15 protein-coding genes are annotated in these 17,217 nt (G+C 64.6%); 14 read left to right on the forward strand and 1 reads right to left on the reverse strand.

Annotated features, from left to right (window positions below; translation table 11 throughout):
- The 10 genes from nadA to RMN95_RS15190 all read left to right on the forward strand — a co-directional run.
- A partial coding sequence (gene nadA, locus RMN95_RS15145) for a quinolinate synthase NadA (RefSeq protein WP_309617738.1) occupies positions 1-819 on the forward strand: 819 nt, incomplete at its 5' end.
- Positions 819-2,444, forward strand: coding sequence for an L-aspartate oxidase (gene nadB, locus RMN95_RS15150; RefSeq protein ID WP_309617739.1), 1,626 nt, complete (start codon positions 819-821; stop codon positions 2,442-2,444). The genes nadA and nadB, both read left to right, overlap by 1 nt.
- On the forward strand, positions 2,441-3,331 hold the full coding sequence (gene nadC, locus RMN95_RS15155; protein ID WP_309617740.1) for a carboxylating nicotinate-nucleotide diphosphorylase: 891 nt from the start codon (positions 2,441-2,443) through the stop codon (positions 3,329-3,331). Before nadB ends, nadC begins: the two co-directional genes overlap by 4 nt.
- The gene (locus tag RMN95_RS15160; protein ID WP_309617741.1) at positions 3,328-4,455 is read left to right on the forward strand and encodes a cysteine desulfurase family protein; all 1,128 of its coding nucleotides are present in this window, start codon (positions 3,328-3,330) and stop codon (positions 4,453-4,455) included. The genes nadC and RMN95_RS15160 overlap by 4 nt, the downstream gene beginning before the upstream one ends.
- Before the next feature lie 9 nt (positions 4,456-4,464).
- A complete protein-coding gene (locus RMN95_RS15165) occupies positions 4,465-5,523 on the forward strand; it encodes a Gfo/Idh/MocA family oxidoreductase (protein ID WP_309617742.1) in 1,059 nt (352 codons plus the stop codon).
- Positions 5,524-5,592: 69 nt separating this feature from the next.
- Complete coding sequence (locus tag RMN95_RS15170) at positions 5,593-6,636, forward strand: aminotransferase class V-fold PLP-dependent enzyme (RefSeq protein WP_309617743.1); 1,044 nt, start codon at positions 5,593-5,595, stop codon at positions 6,634-6,636.
- 104 nt (positions 6,637-6,740) lie between these two features.
- Complete coding sequence (locus RMN95_RS15175) at positions 6,741-8,126, forward strand: glycine--tRNA ligase (protein ID WP_309617744.1); 1,386 nt, start codon at positions 6,741-6,743, stop codon at positions 8,124-8,126.
- Positions 8,127-8,479: 353 nt separating this feature from the next.
- Positions 8,480-9,427, forward strand: a complete 948-nt coding sequence (locus tag RMN95_RS15180) for a hypothetical protein (RefSeq protein ID WP_309617745.1) — start codon at positions 8,480-8,482, stop codon at positions 9,425-9,427.
- Positions 9,428-9,503: 76 nt separating this feature from the next.
- Complete coding sequence (locus RMN95_RS15185; RefSeq protein ID WP_309617746.1) at positions 9,504-10,175, forward strand: DsbA family oxidoreductase; 672 nt, start codon at positions 9,504-9,506, stop codon at positions 10,173-10,175.
- Positions 10,176-10,178: 3 nt separating this feature from the next.
- A complete protein-coding gene (locus tag RMN95_RS15190) occupies positions 10,179-10,328 on the forward strand; it encodes a hypothetical protein (protein ID WP_309617747.1) in 150 nt (49 codons plus the stop codon).
- On the opposite strand, the gene RMN95_RS15195 is transcribed toward RMN95_RS15190, so the two are convergent.
- Positions 10,325-10,762: a hypothetical protein gene (locus RMN95_RS15195; protein ID WP_309617748.1), complete on the reverse strand. Its 438-nt coding sequence runs from the start codon at positions 10,760-10,762 to the stop codon at positions 10,325-10,327. The genes RMN95_RS15190 and RMN95_RS15195 overlap by 4 nt on opposite strands.
- 89 nt (positions 10,763-10,851) lie before the next feature.
- On the opposite strand from RMN95_RS15195, the gene dusB reads away from it, so the two are divergent.
- From dusB to RMN95_RS15215, 4 genes are all read left to right on the forward strand, one after another.
- Complete coding sequence (gene dusB / locus RMN95_RS15200; RefSeq protein ID WP_309617749.1) at positions 10,852-12,054, forward strand: tRNA dihydrouridine synthase DusB; 1,203 nt, start codon at positions 10,852-10,854, stop codon at positions 12,052-12,054.
- The gene (locus tag RMN95_RS15205; protein WP_309617750.1) at positions 12,047-13,285 is read left to right on the forward strand and encodes a deoxyguanosinetriphosphate triphosphohydrolase; all 1,239 of its coding nucleotides are present in this window, start codon (positions 12,047-12,049) and stop codon (positions 13,283-13,285) included. The genes dusB and RMN95_RS15205 overlap by 8 nt, the downstream gene beginning before the upstream one ends.
- A 41-nt stretch (positions 13,286-13,326) precedes the next feature.
- Positions 13,327-15,213, forward strand: coding sequence for a DNA primase (gene dnaG, locus RMN95_RS15210; protein WP_309617751.1), 1,887 nt, complete (start codon positions 13,327-13,329; stop codon positions 15,211-15,213).
- Positions 15,214-15,452: 239 nt separating this feature from the next.
- Positions 15,453-17,075: an ABC transporter substrate-binding protein gene (locus RMN95_RS15215; RefSeq protein WP_309617752.1), complete on the forward strand. Its 1,623-nt coding sequence runs from the start codon at positions 15,453-15,455 to the stop codon at positions 17,073-17,075.
- Positions 17,076-17,217: the final 142 nt, after the last annotated feature.

Here is a 17,217-nt window from a genome sequence, read left to right on the forward strand (position 1 = left end):
GGATGCTCGATGGCCGACATGGCAGACATCGATTCGGTGGAGGAATGCTGGGAGCAACTGGTCGAGATCTTCGGCACCGAGCCGGATGCGACGGGCAGGGTGCCGATCATCCCGGTGACCTACATGAATTCCTCGGCAGCACTGAAGGGATTCTGCGGACGCAACGGGGGCATCGTCTGCACCTCCTCGAACGCGTCGACCGTGCTGGAGTGGGCGTTCGAGCGCGGCCAACGCGTGCTGTTCTTCCCCGATCAGCACTTGGGTCGAAACACCGCCAGGGCGATGGGTGTGCCGCTCGAGCGGATGCCGATGTGGAACCCTCGCAAGCCTCTTGGCGGCAACGATGTCGCCGAAATGCAGGATGCCCGGGTGATCCTCTGGCACGGCTTCTGCAGCGTGCACAAGCGATTCACGGCGCAGCAGGTGGAGCAGGCGCGGCTCGACTTTCCGGGGGTGAGAGTGATCGTGCATCCGGAATGTCCGATGGAGGTGGTGGATGCCGCCGACGAGGCGGGCTCGACCGACTACATTCGCAGGGCCGTCGCCGATGCTACCAAGCCGACCATCTTCGCCATCGGTACCGAGATCAATATGGTCAACCGGCTGGCGGCGGAGCATCCTCAGCACACCATCTTCTGCCTCGATCCGGTGGTGTGCCCATGCTCGACGATGTATCGCATCCACCCTGGATACCTGGCATGGGTTCTCGAAGCGCTGGTACGCGGTGAGGTGGTCAACCAGATCACCGTCCCCGACGACGTCGCGGTTGATGCCCGTGTCGCGCTTCAGCGGATGCTCGCAGCAAAGCCCGCGCCCTGATGGCCCGCGTCGTCGTGGTCGGCACCGGAATCGCCGGCCTGATCACCGCCTACCGCGCAAGCAGCCGCCACGAGGTGATCCTTGTCACCAAGTCGGAGCTCGCCGAGAGCAATACTCGGTACGCACAGGGAGGTATCGCCGCGGCGCTCTTTCCCGATGACAGTGTCGCCGCGCACGTCGCCGACACTATCCGCGCCGGGGCTGGTCTATGTGACCCGCTGGCGGTGGAGGTGCTGTGTGGTGAGGGTCCACAGCGGGTGCGCGACCTGATCGCGCTCGGGGTGGAGTTCGACCGGATCAACGGAGAGCTGGCCCGGGGGCATGAGGCCGCGCATTCGGCGCGCCGCGTCATCCACGCCGGCGGGGATGCCACGGGGCTGGCCATCGAGGTCGCGCTGCTCCGGGCCGTTCGTGCGCTCGCCGTCGAGGTGCATGAGTACACCTTCATGCGGGACCTCGTCGTCGACAGCACGTCCGACGGCGTTAGGCGAGTGGTTGGCATCGACGTGATCGATCCCGATGGCGCGCACCGGATGATCGCCGCCGACGTCGTCGTGATCGCGAGCGGCGGCGCCGGCCAGCTCTACAGCCACACCACCAACCCCACGGTCACGACGGGCGACGGAGTCGCGGCAGCCTTCCGTGCCGGGGCAGCCCTGGCGGATGTCGAGTTCTACCAGTTCCACCCGACCGCGCTCGCGGTGCCCGGCAGCCCACTGGTCTCCGAGGCCGTACGCGGCGAGGGCGCCGTGCTGCTCGATGAGCATGGCCAGCGATTCATGAGTCTGGTGCATCCTGATGCAGAGCTCGCGCCGCGCGATGTGGTCGCTCGGGGAATCGCCGCCGCGATGGCCCGCCAGGGGGGCCGACCCGTGATGCTGGATGCCACGGCTCTCGGCCGCGAGTTTCTCTCCGAGCGCTTCCCGGGAATTTCGAGAGTGACCGCCGAGCACGGCTTCGACTGGGCGACCGAACCGATCCCGGTGACCCCGGCGGCCCACTACTGGATGGGCGGAATTCGCACCGATGTCGCGGGCCGCACGTCCCTCGCCGGACTGTTCGCCGTAGGGGAGGCGGCCTGCACCGGGGTGCACGGAGCCAATCGGCTCGCCTCCAACTCGCTCCTGGAGTCGCTCGTGTTCGCTTGGCGTGCCGCGGATGCGTTGATCGACTCGGGTGATGGTGGTTCACCGATCGTGGTGGACGCCATCGAGGTTCTGGAAGTGGTTCCGGAAGTGAGTTCGGAGGCGAACACCGGCACCGAGCCATTCAGGCGCAGCGAGTTGCAGGAGCCGTTCACGCGCACCGAGTTGCAGGAGCTGTTGTGGCAGCTGGCCGGGCTCGAACGTTCTGGCCGGGGTCTCCGCGAGGCGGCGGCACGACTGGCGCGATGGAGAGTCCCGCGCGATCACGGTCATGACAGCGGCGCCGGGGGCGTCGCGGCCGGGGAGGACCGAAACCTGCTCGACCTCGCTCGCCTTCTGGTGCGCGCAGCACTCCGGCGCGAGGAGTCTCGCGGAGCCCACGACCGCGAGGACTTCCCCGACACACGCATCGAATACGCGCACTCCATCGAGTGGTCGTTGCCCAGTGACTCCGCCATCCGAGAGAAAGCAGTCCAGTGAATTCCGACTTGGTCGACGACATCATCCGCCGCGCACTTCAGGAGGATGCCCCCTGGGGTGACCTCACCTCCGAGACGTTTCTGCCCGCCGGGGTCACGGCGACGGCGAGCCTCGTCGCCCGTGAGCCGGGCATCCTGAGCGGAATCGAGGTGTTTGCCAGGGTGTTCCAGCTCATGGACCTGTCAACGAGCATCGATGTTCTTTCGAAAGATGGAGCCGTCATCGGCCCGGGGATGACCCTCGCCCGCGTGCACGGCGACGCGCGTGCCGTGCTGCGTGCCGAACGTGTGGCCCTGAATCTCACCCAGCGGATGACCGGAATCGCCACCCTCACCGCACGGTACGTCGCCGCGGTCGCCGGCACGAAGGCGCGCATCGTCGACACGCGCAAAACGACTCCGGGGCTCCGGATGCTCGAACGCCAGGCCGTGCGGGACGGCGGCGGACACAACCACCGCTATTCGCTTTCGGATGCGGTACTGGCCAAAGACAACCACCTCGCGGTTCTGAGCGCGGCGGGAATTCCCCTCGGGGACGCCATTCGAGCCGCTCGAGCCCGAATCGGCCACACCGTGCATCTCGAGGTCGAAGTGGATCGACTCGACCAGATCGACGACGTGATCTCGGCAGGTGTCGACACCATCATGCTCGACAATTTCACGCCCGACGAGCTGGAAACCGGCGTCGCAGCCGTCGCGGGACGGGCGTTGGTCGAGGCCAGCGGTGGCGTGAACCTCGACACGGTTGCGGCGATTGCGAGGTCGGGTGTCGACATTATCTCGGTCGGGGCACTCACCCATAGCGCCCGCGCACTCGATCTCGGCCTCGACATCGGGCTGGACATCGGGCAGGGTGTCGGCGCGGATCTGGACGTCGGGCTCGCGTGATCTATCTCGACTCGGCGGCTACCACGGAAACCCGCCGCGAGGTCCTCGAGGCCATGTGGCCTTTCCTCACCGGGGAGTTCGGTAACCCATCCAGCCACCACGAGTTGGGAGAAGCGGCAGCACGCGCCCTAGAAGATGCCCGCGGCGGCATCGCGAGGTGGTTTGGATGCCGGGCCTCCGAGGTCATCTTCACCTCCGGTGGCACCGAGGCCGACAACCTTGCCATCAAGGGCATCGCCCAGGCTAATCCTCGCGGCAGGCACATCGTTACCTCGGCTATCGAGCATGAGGCGGTGCTCGAAAGCTGTCGTTTCCTGGAGCGTCGCCACGATTTCGAGGTGACGGTACTCGGTGTCGATGCGGACGGTCTCGTCGACCCGGCGCATCTTGCCGCCTCGCTACGCCCCGACACGACCCTGGTGACCGTGATGTGCGCCAATAACGAGGTGGGCGCGGTGCAGCCGATCGCCGAGATCGTGTCGGCGGCGCACAAGCACGGCATTCCCGTTCATACGGACGCGGTGCAGGCCGCAGGCAGCCTTGATCTCACCTCGCTGCAGGTGGATGCGATCAGTATTTCTGGGCATAAGCTCGGCGCGCCCAAGGGAATCGGCGCGCTGTACCTCCGAGGTCGCATCCCGCTGCAGCCGCTCACCCACGGCGGCGGGCAGGAGCGGGACCGGCGCTCCGGAACCGAGAATGTCGCGGGCGCCGTGGGGCTCGCCGCGGCGCTGGCCCTTCTGGACCTCGGCGCACAGCGGGCGCTGTGTGGCCTGCGCGACCGCTTCATCGCCGATGTCCTTCGAATGGTGCCCGAGGCGATACTCACGGGACCGCGCGGCAACCGGCTGCCGGGCAACGCCTCGTTCTGCTTCCCCGGAACGAGCGGCGAATCAATTCTCCTCGAACTGGGTCGCCACGGTGTCGTGTGCTCCGCCGGATCTGCCTGTGCCGTCGGTGACGACGAGCCCTCGCATGTCCTGACGGCGATGGGCATCACGGCCGAGGTCGCGCAGACGGCCGTGCGATTCAGCCTCGACTCCACAACGACCCGCGAACAGCTTGAAGAGGTTGCCCGGCACGTCGCTTCGGCCTCGGCAACGGTGCGGGCACTCGGTCGCTAGGCTGGCCGGATGCCCACCGCACAGCCCACTTCTCCCATCCGAACCGGGATCATCGGTTTCGGCCTTTCCGGTCGCGTCTTTCACGCGCCGTTCATCGCGACCAACCCTGCGTTCCGTCTCGACCTGATCTCAACGGGTAGTCCCGATCGCGCTGCCCAGGCGCAGCGACAACACCCCGACACCGAGATCGTCGCAAGCCCGTCTGAGCTGCTCGCACGCGCCGCCGACCTCGATCTGGTGATCCTCGCCTCTCCGGCGCACGTGCATCGAGAGCAGGCCCTGGCAGCATTCGAGGCCGGCGCCCACGTCGTTATCGACAAGCCTTTCGTGCCGACGGTGACCGACGCGAAGCAGCTTATCGCCGCGTCCGAGGATGCCGGGAAGCTGCTCGCCGTCTTCCAGAACCGGCGGTGGGACGGCGACTTCCTGACGATCAAACGATTGCTGGCCGAGGGCGTGCTGGGGGGCATCCACCGCTTCGAATCGACCTTTGAACGCTGGGGTGGTGCCGTGCGTGAGCGCTGGCAGGATTCGACGACATCGGATCAGGGTGCCGGAATCACCTACGACCTCGGCAGCCACCTGATCGACCAGGCGTTGCAGCTATTCGGCCCTGCCACCGTCGACGCCGCCGAATTGACAACGGTACGGCCCGGGGCAGTGAGCGACGACGATTCGTTCATCTCACTGCTGCACGAGACCGGTGTCAGGTCGCATCTGACCATGAGCCGCGTCGCCGGTCAGAGCGGACCTCGATTCAGGGTGCTCGGTTCTGAGTCGTCGTACTCGGTGAACGGCCTCGACAACCAGGAGCCGTTCCTGAAGGATCAGCGCTGGCCCGGATCCGAGGGATACGGCGTCACACCCAGCGCCGACTGGGGACTGGTCGGAGTGGGCGACTCGCTGTCGTCGGTCGAGACCGCTCGAGGCGCCTACCCGGATTTCTATGCGGGCGTGGCCGCCAGCATCCTCGCCGGCGCCCCCTCTCCTGTGGACCCCAGGGACGCGCTCGAGGTCGTGCGGATCATCGAGCGGGCGCACCAACTCTCCGCCGCCGTATCGGCGTGAGTTGGCCAGCAGTCCACATTCGCGGGGGCGGCTCTTGCCTGCGGTGACGCCATCGCGGGATGCTGGGGCATGACCTCAGCCGCCCTCCAGTCAGCAATCGACAGCTTCGGTGACCCGCGCGGGTACCTGGCCGTGGCATCCATTGGCCTGCCACCTCGCCAGGCCGTCGAGGCGCTGACCGCAGACCTTGCCGCGTGGTCGCGCGCGGACCGGGACCCCCAGGGGTACGACGCCGTGATCGAACGCACCCGGGCGTCATTCGCCGCCCTCGTGGGCGTGCGCCCCGATCGTGTCGCGCAGGGTTCTCAAACGTCGGTCCTCGCCTCGCTCATCGCGGCGGCGGTGCCGGATGGTGCCGAGGTGCTCTGCGTCGATGGGGATTTCTCGTCCATCGTGTTTCCGTTCCAGCAGCGGCCGGGCCTTCGTGTTCGACATGTTGCGCTGGCTGCCCTCGCCGACTCGATCACGGATGACACGTGGCTGGTGGTTTTCTCCCTGGTGCAGTCATCGAGCGGACGGGTGGCCGACGTGCCTGCCATCACCGGCGCGGCGGCGGCACACGGAGCGCACACCATGTGCGACATCACCCAGGCCGCCGGGGTGCTGCCCGTGGACGCCTCGCTATTCGACGCAACGGTGTGCCACACGTATAAGTGGCTCTGCGCTCCGCGTGGGGTCGCGTTCCTGACGCTCTCCGAGCAGTTCGATGCACAGCTGAGCCCGTTGCAGGCCGGGTGGTACGCGGGCGACGACGTGTGGCAGAGCTGCTACGGGCCATCCATGTCGCTGGCCACCACCGCCCGGCGCTTCGATGTATCGCCGGCGTGGCAGGCCTGGATCGGCGCCGAGCAGTCCATCGGCTTATTCGCGGGGCTGGATATCCATGAGGTCTGGTCGCACACGACCGATCTCGGCGATGCGCTATGCGATGGTCTCGGAATCCCGCAGCAGCACCAGGCCATCGTCAGCTGGCCGGATGCCTCCGGTGGTGACCTGCGCAAACTGGTCGACGCGGGGGTCAGGGCATCCGGCCGCGCCGGGCGGTTGCGCGCCTCATTCCACCTGTGGAACACCGAGGCCGATGTCGACGCAGTGCTGAACGCGCTGAGGTAAGCAGCCGTCCCGCTAGGCTGGACACTTCGCCGACCGGGCATCCAGCTCGGCTGATTGATGGCGCGCCACGCGGATGCGGCGGAGCGCCAGAGGAGATATACACCGTGGCAACGCCCAGCAACATCGACGCCGTCATCAACCTCGCCAAGCGCAGGGGTTTCGTCTTCCAGTCGGGAGAGATATACGGCGGTTCGCGGTCGGCCTGGGACTACGGGCCGCTTGGCACCGCGCTCAAGGAGAACATCAAGAAGCAGTGGTGGCAGAACTTCGTCCAGGGTCGCGAAGACGTGGTGGGTATCGATTCGGCAGTAATTCTCCCGCGCAGGGTGTGGGAAGTGTCCGGCCATGTCGATGTGTTTTCAGACCCACTCGTCGAGTCGCTGCACACGCATAAGCGCTACCGCGCCGACCATCTTCTCGAAGCGTATGAAGAGAAGCACGGTCATCCACCGGCAAACGGACTTGCTGACATTCGCGACCCTGACACCGGCCAGGCCGGCTCGTGGACTGAGCCGCAAAACTTCTCGGGCCTGCTCAAGACCTTCCTCGGCCCGGTCGATAACGAAGAGGGAATGCACTACCTGCGCCCCGAAACAGCGCAGGGCATTTTCACCAACTTCGCCAATGTGATGGGCGCATCGCGCATGAAGCCGCCCTTCGGAATCGGGCAGGTCGGTAAGAGTTTTCGCAACGAGATCACCCCCGGGAACTTCATCTTTCGCACGCGAGAGTTCGAGCAGATGGAGATGGAATTCTTCGTCGAACCGGGGACCGACGAACAGTGGCACCAGTACTGGACTGACGAATCGATGCGCTGGTACACCGACCTGGGCATTCGCGCCGAGAACCTTCGTTTCTTCGAGCATCCACAGGAGAAGTTGTCGCACTACTCGAAGCGCACCGTCGACATCGAGTATCGCTTCCGTTTCGCGGGCAGCGAGTGGGGCGAGCTGATGGGGGTCGCGAACCGCACTGACTTCGACCTGAAGACGCACTCGGAAGGCTCCGGTGCTGACCTCTCCTACTTCGACCAGACCAAAGATGAGCGGTGGGTTCCGTATGTGATCGAGCCGGCGTTCGGCCTGACGCGCGCGCTGATGGCGTTTCTCATCGACGCCTATGCCGAGGATGAGGCGCCGAATGCCAAGGGTGGCGTCGATAAGCGCACCGTGCTGCGGCTGGACCGCCGACTTGCGCCGGTGAAGGCCGCGGTGCTGCCGCTGTCGCGCAACGAGCAGCTCTCGCCGCTGGCCCGCGGAGTCGCCGCCGACCTTCGGAAGTTGTGGAACGTCGACTTCGACGACGCCGGAGCGATCGGCCGACGCTACCGTCGCCAGGACGAAATTGGCACGCCCTTCTGCGTCACGATCGACTTCGATTCACTCGACGATAACGCGGTCACCGTGCGAGAGCGCGACACCATGGCGCAGGAGCGGATCCCGCTTGAGGGTCTTCGCTCCTACCTCGCTGAGCGATTGGTCGGCGCGTAGAGTCCCGCTCCACGGCGCTCCCGCTCCCGTCCCGCTCCACGGCGCTCCCGTTCCCGTGCCGCTCCACGGCGCTCCCGTCCGCGTCCCGCTCCCGTCCGCGTCCCGCTCCCGTCCTGCGGCGTCCCGCTCCCGTCGGGGCACCGCGTGATCCACCTCTCTGCTTTCGGAAATTCAGGAAACCCGTGTCCGTGCCGGGTCCTAATCCACGAAGTGCCAGGGGATGCTACGCAAAAGGGTCTCACTTCCTGAATTTCCGAAGTTGCACGCCCCCTCCCCAGGGCGCAGGCAGGGAGGAAGGCCACAGATTGCGACACCCCGCCGTGGGATGGCGGGCGCGGGACGATGCTCTGGGCATGGTGGACATTCAGGAATTGGTCGTCGAGCTCGGCGGCATCGCCCAAAAGCAGCAACTCGTGGCCCGTGGCGCGCGCGATCTCGATCTGACCCGGGCTGTAAGAGACAAGAGCGTGGTGCGTGCGCGGCAGGGCTGGTACACAACAGTCGACGTTCGGGAGAAACGCGTGAGGGCGGTCAGGGTTGGCGGCCGGCTCACCGGAATTTCGGCCATCAGTGACTGGGGCGGATGGGTGCTGGGTGAACATCCGGTACACGTATCGGTTCCTCAGAACTCCGCCCGCTTGAGAAGCCAATGGAACAGGAGGCGTCCATTGAGCCGATCGCGGGGAGTTCACGTTCATTGGGACCCGCCAGAGGTCGGCGAACGCGGAACATCCTGGCATGTTGGGCTCTGTGACGCGCTGCTGCGGGTTGTTCTTGACGAGGACCTGGAGACTGCGGTCGCCGCGATCGACTGGGCGTTGCACACCGGCCGTCTGGACGAGATCGATTTCGAGCGGCTAATCCTGGACTTACCCGCCAGCAGAAGATGGATTCGACACTGGGTTGACGGCAACTGCGAAAGCTTGCCAGAGAGCCTGGCCCGCACACGATTCCGGCGTGCCGGGCACCATGTGGCAATCCAGGTTCCGCTGGGTACTCAGCGTATCGACATGGTCGTCGATGGCATTGTCGGGCTCGAGGTAGACGGAAAAGAGTTTCATGCGGACACCTTTGAGGAAGATCACCTTAAGGGGGTAAACATTACGATCGCGGGATTCCACGCCATGACTGTGAGCGCGAAGATGATCTTCAGCGACTGGGGTCACTTCCTTCATGCTGTAGAGGTTGCACTCGCCTCGCACGCTCGCCCACATTTCGGAAATTCAGGAAATGAGCCCCCTCCGAAGCACGTGGCCCCCGGATTCGGGGGCAAAGCCCTCCGGGATACCGCCGTTTCCTGAATTTCCGAAGGGTAAGGGGCAAGGGCGGGTGCAGGGGCCCAGGGAATACCAGCGGCAGCTTGAGGTTTGTCCTCACGTGAACAATCCCATCAAGGTAGATATCTGGTCAGACGTGCAGTGCCCCTGGTGTTACATCGGTAAGCGCAGGTTTGAGGCGGGCGCTGCCGAGTTTGGTGGTGAGGTTGAGGTCGAATACCACTCATTCGAACTCGCCGCCGATACGCCCGTGGATTTCGACGGCACCCCGACCGACTATCTCAGCCAGCACAAAGGAATTCCGGCAGAGCAGGTGGCCCAGATGCTCACGAACGTGACGAACATCGCGAAGAGTGTGGGTCTCGACTACGACTACGAGCACGTCCATCAGACCAACACTGTGGTCAGCCACGAGCTAATCCACTTCGCCAAGAGCAAGGGTCGCCAGGGGGAGATGAAAGAGCGTTTGCTCGAGGCCTACTTCGTGAGGGGCGAGCACGTGGGTCGCATCCCGAGCCTGGTGGCCATCGCCGAGGAGCTCGGTTTCGACGGACCCGAGGTCACCGAGGCTCTCGAGAACCGCACCTTCCTCGGTGATGTGAAGGCCGATGTCGCCCTCGCCCGCGAGTACGGCATCCAGGGCGTTCCCTACTTTGTGATCGACGGCAAGTACGGGGTGTCCGGCGCGCAGGAGGCCACGACTTTCGCTAACGTTCTCACACAGGTTCAGGCGGAGCGGTCTGCGGCCACCAGCGATAATCGAGAAGAGTGACCAGTGGATGCCACAACCAACCCCCTGCCCATCATCGGCTTGCAGCCGTTGGGTGAGCCTGGCGCTGCCTCGTGTGATGGCGGCTTTTGTGCTGTTCCCGAGCAGCACTCGCAGGCCGTCGTGAATCGTCGGCTCGACGACGACGCGGTCTAGCTCTTCCTTGGACCGATCCAGTCCAGGATTTCCCGGGCGGAGGACTGCTCCGGTGCCCTGGCCGCAAGTGATCGGGGAACCCTGGTCATCCGCTCGATGATGGGTCGCTCCGGCAGCGGCGAGTTTTGCAGGGTGTTCTGGCGGATCCTTTTATTAGCGGAGGCTCCCAGTACCGCTCCCACGCCAAATCCGATCGGCAGAAGAAAGAGGTTCGCGAGGGGTGGACTCCCTACCGAACTGACGACGGCGAACGTCACGACTACCCCGATGACGGCGCCCATGGAGATCGCAAGGCCCCAGCGCTCATGTGCGGCGTTGGCGGCGTCCCAGGCGCGCTGTTCGGTGATCTGCCGGAGCATCTCATCGCGCGGCAACTCGCTGACCCACAGTTTGCCTTCGAACGTGAAGCAGTACGGATTGTTGTGCAGCGACATCAGCGAATGACCTCGCGAGCGGGCGACGCCTCCAGCGTGATGCCGACCGCCTCGCCGCGTCGGCCTGGAATGTCTGGGAGAATCAGCACATGACTATTGTCGCCGACACACGCGCTGGCAGCGTGCCAGCACTGAGGATCGGGCCTATCACGCTCGATGTGCCGGTGGTGCTGGCGCCGATGGCCGGCATCACGAACACCGCGTTCCGTCGCCTGTGTCGCGAGTACGGCGCCGGGCTATACGTCAGCGAGATGATCACCAGTCGCGCGCTGGTCGAGCGCACGCCCGAAAGCATGCGGTTGATTCGGCATCACGAGTCTGAGAAGACCCGCAGCATCCAGCTCTACGGGGTTGACCCGACGACGGTGGCCGAGGCCGTGACCATGCTGGTTGCCGAAGATCGCGCTGACCATATCGATCTGAATTTTGGATGCCCCGTGCCCAAGGTCACTCGAAAGGGTGGGGGTGCAGCGCTCCCCTGGAAGCGCGACCTCTTCCGTAGTATCGTCGAGCGCGCCGTCAAGGCTGCTGGCGTGGTGCCGCTGACGGTGAAGATGCGCAAGGGGATCGACTCTGATCACCTGACCTACCTGGAGGCGGCGAAAGCGGCCGAGGGGGCGGGTGTCGCAAGCATCGCCCTCCACGCGCGCACGGCGGCCGAGTTTTACTCTGGCACCGCGGACTGGTCGGCGATTGAGCGGCTTAAGAACACGATCACCGGCACTCCGATTCTCGGCAACGGTGACATCTGGAGTGCCCAGGATGCGCTGCGCATGGTTGACGAGACGGGTTGCGATGGTGTCGTGGTCGGCCGTGGCTGTCTCGGCAGGCCCTGGCTTTTCGCCGACCTCGCCGCAGCGTTCCGCGGTCGACAGAACGGCGGCTCCGCGTCTGGTACGGGGGTGGCGGGCGCCGGGGTCCAACCGAGTCTCGGCGAGGTTGCGCGGGCGTTCCGGCGGCATGCCGAACTTCTGGCTGAGTTCTTTGAGGAGGAGGATCGGGCCTGCCGCGACATCCGGAAGCACGTCGCGTGGTACTTCAAGGGATATGCCGTTGGCGGCGAACTAAGAGCCTCCCTCGCGACCGTGAGGGATCTTGCGCAACTCGATGAGTTGCTCGCGCAACTCGATGGGGAGCAGCCTTACCCCGGCGCAGACGCGGAGGGGCAGCGCGGCCGCGCGGGAACTCCGAAGAGGCCATCACTGCCGCAGGGCTGGCTCGATAGCCGGGAGCTTCAGGAGACGCATCGCCTCGAACTGGCCGAAGCCGAGCTGAGCACCAGCGGTGGCTGACGAGTATTCGACGGTCGATGCCGAGCGCTGGTTTCCGGAAGAGCACTCCAGCCGCCGCAGCGACTTTGCGCGTGACAGGGCGAGGGTGCTGCACTCGAGCGCGCTGCGCAGGCTTGCGGCCAAGACGCAGGTGCTCAGCCCCACATCGGCTCTCGACTTCGCCCGGAATCGATTGACGCACTCCCTGGAGGTGGCGCAGGTCGGCCGCGAACTGGCCGACAGCCTGGGCCTTGATCCGGATATCGTCGACACCGCGTGCCTCGCACACGACCTGGGGCATCCGCCGTTCGGTCACAATGGGGAACGCGCGCTCAACGACTGGGCCGCCGATATCGGAGGATTTGAGGGCAACGCCCAAACGCTTCGGTTGCTCACCAGAATCGAACCGAAGGTGTTCGGGCCGGACGGGCAGTCGTACGGCCTCAACCTGACCAGGGCATCCCTCGACGCGAGTTGCAAGTACCCGTGGCCGAGCTCCCAGGGTGTCGCTGACCCGAGTGGTCGGAGTAAGTACGGCTTCTACGATGATGACACTGCAGCCTTTGAGTGGCTGCGCGCCGGGGCACCCGAACGCCAGCGCTGCATTGAGGCCCAGGTCATGGATCTCTCAGACGACATCGGCTACTCCGTTCACGATTTCGAGGATGCGATCGTCAATGGATACGTGGATGTCACGGCCCTCGGTGCCCGTGTCGACCACGACGAGCTGGTCAACTCCATGTTCGCGTGGATCGGCGGCGAGCTCGATCATGATGAGCTCATCGCGGCTTTCGATCGTCTCGACAACCTGGATGCCTGGATTGACAGTTGGGATGGCAGCAGGCGAGCCCACGGACGGCTCAAGAACCTGACAAGCCAGCTCATCGGTAGGTTTGCGGGTGCCGCCGTGCAGGCCACCCGGGAGTCGAATTCGGGGCGCCTGGTACGTTTCGGCGCAGATCTTGTGGTGCCGCGGGAGATCCAGGCAGAAATCGCGGTGCTGAAGGGCATCGTGGCCGCCTTCGTGATGTCGGCTAATGCGCGACGTCCGGTCTACGCACAGCAGCGCGACATTCTGGCCGAGCTCGCTGACGTGCTGCTGAGGTCGGGCCCGACGAGCCTCGACCCTGGGTTCGCTGCGGACTGGAATGATTCCGATTCCGATGCCACGCGCAAGCGCGCCGTGGTCGATCAGGTTGCCTCGTTGACGGACCAATCCGCGATGGCGTGGCATGAGCGTCTCGTCCGCTGATCCCGCTGCACCAGCCACCGAGCGACCGTAGAATCGTCGTTGTGGCTGGACTGATCCGACGAAGCGATATCGACGAGGTGAGGTCGCGCACCAACCTGGGCGATATCGTCGGTGACTATGTCACGCTGAAGAACGCCGGGGTGGGTTCGATGAAGGGTCTCTGCCCCTTTCATGAGGAGCGAAGCCCCAGCTTTCATGTTCGACCCCAGGTCGGTTTTTACCACTGTTTTGGATGCGGCGAAGGCGGAGACGTCTTCACCTTCCTGCAGAAGATGGATCACGTCAGTTTCTCTGAAGCCGTCGAACGAATGGCCGGTCGCATCGGCTACGAACTGCACTACGAGGACGGCGCCGCCGCCTCGGATCATGGCAACCGGGCCCGCATCCTCGCGGCGAACCAGGCCGCAGCAGACTTTTATGTCGCGCAGTTGACCATGCCGGAAGCCGAGCCCGGGCGAAAGTTCCTGGGGGAGCGTGGCTTTGACGCGTCGGCGGCGGAACGGTTCGGGGTGGGCTTCGCGCCGAGAGGCCAGGCGCTGGGCAAGCATCTGAAGGGCAGGGGTTTCAGCGACGATGAGCTGGTCACGGCAGGACTGCTGGGTCGTGGCGATCGAGGCGATGTGTACGACCGGTTCCGCGGTCGACTGGTGTGGCCGATTCGGGATGTCACCGGCGCGACCCTGGGCTTCGGCGCACGAAAGCTGCTCGACGACGACAACGGACCGAAGTATCTGAACACCCCCGAGACTCCCGTCTACCACAAGAGCCAGGTGCTGTACGGCCTCGATCTCGCCAAGCGAGACATCGCGCGCGGCAGACAGGTCGTGGTGGTGGAGGGGTACACCGACGTGATGGCCTGCCATCTTGCGGGTGTGACGACGGCGGTCGCCACCTGCGGCACTGCCTTCGGTGTTGATCACATCAAGGTCGTTCGCCGAATTATCGGGGACACCGACAATCCAGATACGACCGGCACCGGTGAGGTCATCTTTACCTTCGATCCGGATGAGGCTGGCCAGAAGGCAGCCAGCCGCGCCTTCGCGGAAGAGCAGCGCTTCGCGGCCCAGACGTTCGTAGCCGTCGCCCCTGATGGGCTCGACCCCTGCGACCTGCGACTGAACAGGGGCGATGACGCCGTGCGCAGGCTGATCAAGACTCGAAAGCCGATGTTCGAGTTCATGGTGCGCAGAGTGCTGACCGGTTTCGACCTTGAGACGGTGGAGGGTCGCGTATCTGCTCTCAGAGCAGCAGCACCGGTGGTGGCCGGGATTCGTGACCAGTCGATGAGCGTGGGTTACGTGCGAAACCTGGCGGGTTGGCTGGGGCTTGACCCGGCGGAAGTGCAGCGCGCGGTGGCATCAGCTCGCTCAGCGGCGGGCAACCACTCCCAGGGTGGCGAGCAGCGGCGCCAGCAGGAGGAGCGGCAGCAGGATTCCGCACCCGCGCCCGTCGATGAGCCGTCCATCACCCGACTGGCGACAGACACGACGACCCGCACCGAGCGTGACGTGCTGATGGCGATCCTGCAACATCCCGAACTCGTGGGCACAGAGTTGATGTCGAAAGCCGTGACCGTGGGCTTCAGCGAGGCGTCGCTGGAGATTGTGCGAGATGCCGTCGCGGTGAGCATCGCCCGGGCCGACAGCCCGGACTGGATCACCCGCGTCACGGCCGAGGTGCCGCAGCGCTACGCGACCCTGGTCAACCAACTCGCGGTGGCCCCGATTCCGGCTCGTGAAGACAGGCTTCCGGGCTACTGCGTCAGCATCGTGTCTGACTTCATCGACAGGGATTTGCTGCGGGAGAAGCGGGCCGTGATGGGGGCCATGCAGCGACTGGATGCCGCAACCGATCCCACACGCTATGCCGAGGTCCAGCGCGACCTGGTGCGCATCGAGACCGAGCGTCGGATGTTACGAAACGAGTAGACAGCCTTCGTGCGACGCACAGCCCCGCATTTCTATTGCGTAAAGATCTCTCGTTTATGACGGTTAATGTCCGGTGCGACCGGTGACTGTGTTACTACTGGGAGCACAGCAACGCCGTGGCACCATGGTGCACCGACGCGTTCCTTGCCACACAGCCCTGTACACAACACAGTGCCGTGCACACAACACAGTGCCGTGTAGACAACTGCAGGCAACTACAGAGGAAGAGGTAGACGGATATGACATCCGCATCCAAAAATAAGCGCGCTCTCGCCGCGGTCGCAGGTTCAGCAGTGTTCGCACTGGCGCTGGCCGGTTGCGCCGCGGGTGGTGGCGACACCGCCGGGGGTTCGAGCGACTCCCTGATCGTTGGTACCACCGATAAGGTCACTTTCATCGACCCGGCTGGCTCGTATGACAACGGCTCCTTCGCCGTCATGAACCAGGTCTATCCGTTCCTGCTGAACTCGAAACCGGGCACCTCGGACGTCGAGCCTGACATCGCGGTGTCCGCCGAATACACCAGTGACACCGAGTACACCGTCGTCCTGAAGGACGGCCTGAAGTTCGCCAATGGAAACGATCTGACCTCGTCGGATGTCAAGTTCTCCTTCGACCGCCAGGTGGCGATCGCCGATGAGAATGGCCCGTCGGTGCTGCTGGGCAACATTGCCAGCGTTGATGCTCCGGATGACACCACCGTCGTTTTCACGCTGAAGAACGGCAACGACCAGACGTTCGCCCAGATCCTTTCCAGCCCTGCAGCCCCCATCGTCGACGAGGAGGTGTTCTCCGCGGATGCGGTCACGCCCGACAAGGACATCGTCGACGGCAAGGCGTTCGCGGGCCAGTACGTCATCTCGACCTACGACTTCAATAATCTGGTGTCGTTCAAGGCTAACCCTGACTACCAGGGCGTTCTCGGCGCTGCAAAAACAAAGAACATCGACCTGAAGTACTACACGGATGCCTCGAATCTGAAGCTCGACGTGCAGGAGGGCAACATCGACGTCGCACACCGCAGCCTGTCTGCGACCGATATCGCTGACCTCCAGGGCAACGACAAAGTCAACGTGGTTGTTGGCCCGGGTGGGGAGACTCGCTACATCGTCTTCAACTTCGACACGCAGCCTTACGGTGCCACGACTCCCGAGGCCGACGCGGCCAAGGCGCTGGCCGTTCGCCAGGCAGCGGCCGACCTCGTCGACCGCAAAGAGATCGCCGATCAGGTCTACAAGGGCACCTACCTCCCGCTGTACTCCTATGTTCCTGCCGGTTTGACCGGTGCGACCGAGGTTCTCAAAGACCTGTACGGCAAGGATGGCGGCCCTGACGCCGACGCTGCTGCCAAGGTTCTCAAGGATGCCGGGGTCACCACTCCGGTCGCCCTGAACCTGCAGTACAACCCGGATCACTACGGCGAGTCGTCGGGTGACGAGTACGCACTGGTGAAGAGCCAGCTTGAGGCGAGCGGACTGTTCACGGTCAACCTGCAATCGACCGAGTGGGTCACGTACTCCAAAGAGCGCACTCAGGACCTCTACCCGGCCTACCAGCTCGGGTGGTTCCCTGACTACTCGGATGCCGACAACTACCTGACGCCGTTCTTCGCTACGGAGAACTTCCTGAGCAACCACTACGACAACCCTGAGGTCAACCAGTTGATCAAGGATCAGGCCGTCGAAGCGGATGCCGCGAAGCGCCAGGCGCTCATCGAGGAGATCCAGGCCAAGGTGGCTGCCGACCTGTCGACGCTGCCGCTTCTCCAGGGATCGCAGATCGCCGTGACCGGTACCACCGTGACCGGTGCGACTCTCGATGGTTCATTCAAGTTCCGTTACGGAACTCTCGTCAAGGGTTGATCAGTCACGACCAGCAACAGCACAGATGCACGACAGCTAGAGTTTCTCTAGCGCAGTGAGGGGGGCGACCCCCGGCGAGCGGGGCGCCCGCGTTAGGTACCCGCACCAGTGGGAAAAAAAAAGAAGAACCCCCCAACACCAC

Source organism: Salinibacterium sp. (assembly GCF_031364185.1).
Taxonomy (GTDB): domain Bacteria; phylum Actinomycetota; class Actinomycetes; order Actinomycetales; family Microbacteriaceae; genus Rhodoglobus.